The 1,340-nt window shown below is 50.4% G+C and carries 3 protein-coding genes; 2 read left to right on the forward strand and 1 reads right to left on the reverse strand.

Annotated features, from left to right (window positions below):
• On the forward strand, positions 1 to 582 hold a 582-nt coding region (locus PLA23_RS13480), incomplete at its 5' end, for a PAS domain-containing protein (protein ID WP_324475550.1).
• 19 nt (positions 583 to 601) lie between these two features.
• Here the strand turns inward: PLA23_RS13480 and PLA23_RS13485 are convergent.
• Positions 602 to 937, reverse strand: coding sequence for a transcriptional regulator (locus PLA23_RS13485; protein ID WP_324475551.1), 336 nt, complete (start codon positions 935 to 937; stop codon positions 602 to 604).
• A gap of 135 nt (positions 938 to 1,072) precedes the next feature.
• On the opposite strand from PLA23_RS13485, the gene PLA23_RS13490 reads away from it, so the two are divergent.
• The coding region (locus tag PLA23_RS13490; protein WP_324475552.1) for a hypothetical protein at positions 1,073 to 1,340 on the forward strand (268 nt) is incomplete at its 3' end.

Raw genomic sequence — 1,340 nt, forward strand, 5'->3', positions numbered from 1 at the left:
TCCTTTATTGGTGAGAGCAGGTTGGATATCTGTGACAAGCATGCAAAACCCCTGATTCAGGAGGCAGCACGATATGTCTGCAGCAAAGGTGAGCCATACCGGACACTTTTCTCTATACAGGAGCGGGATCAGGTCAGGTGGTTTGATGAACGATTGTTTCCAATTTTGGATACCAAAGGTGAGGTCAGGGAGATCATCGGATTCTCACGGGATATTACCGGATTTCAGGAGGGAGGATCTGCCCCGGTTCTCCTTACATCCCTTATGGATCTCCTGCATGAGGCAGTGATCACAACAACCCCTGCTGGAAAGGTTCTGTCATGGAACCGGGGTGCGGAACTGATGACCGGTTATCCCCGTGATGAACTTATCGGCAGCACAGCCCTCTCAATTATCACCCCTGATCTGAATGCCGGGCGTGACGTGGTCCATGAGACCTGTTATGGTGAGGAGATCCGCGACTTGAAGGCCGTCATCAGGGCTCGCGGAGGCCGAAAAAAGCGTGTTTTACTCTCTACGTCACGGTTATCCTTTCAGGACAATATTGTCAGCGGGGTATGCATCGTCATACGGGAGCATTAAATCCGTATCAGGGTGCAGTTCATGAAACCGGTTCCGGCGGTTCACAAGCAGAGCACATCGAATCCCCGCCCCGTATCATCACACAAATCCTGCATATCCGTTCCCGGGGATCACATACCGTTTTTGAGACAAGATCCCTCGCAAGGTCTGCTATGGCATCGGTTACTTCATCAGAGAAGACGATCCGGTATCCCCGTTTTCCTGAGAGATATTGTGAAACTGCAGACGGTGCCATATTCAGAATCTGTGCAACCATCTTCTGGGAAAGCCCGCACCGTACCATCTCAGCGGCTATTGCTGCACGGATTGCAGGGAGTGAATCCCACACTATAGTCTCACAGGGAAGTTTTTCCATGCCATCTCTCCGGAGGAACAGGTTTCACGCCGTGAATTATCAATATACGTATGCATGCAGCTACACGGTATGGACTATCAGCAGGTATATTGGGTCACACTCCAACTCATTCGTATGTCAATTCGTCGGTTTTGGATGGTACCGCTCCTGCTGATCATCAGTATAACGGGAATTGTCTGTTCTGAGCCTGTGTTTAATGGCGCAGAACCGGTCGGACAGTCATCAGATGGATATAATCAGGATAATGCTCCTGATTATCCCACAGATCCCCAACCAATTGTCCAGACAGACATACCGACAGAATATCCGACCATACCCGTTGAGCCAACACCAGAAGAGGAGTATGGCTGGATATCCATACGCTCAGTCCCCTCCGGAGCAATGGTCACGTTTGACGGATCCT

Source organism: Methanospirillum sp. (assembly GCF_035406105.1).
Classification (GTDB): domain Archaea; phylum Halobacteriota; class Methanomicrobia; order Methanomicrobiales; family Methanospirillaceae; genus Methanospirillum.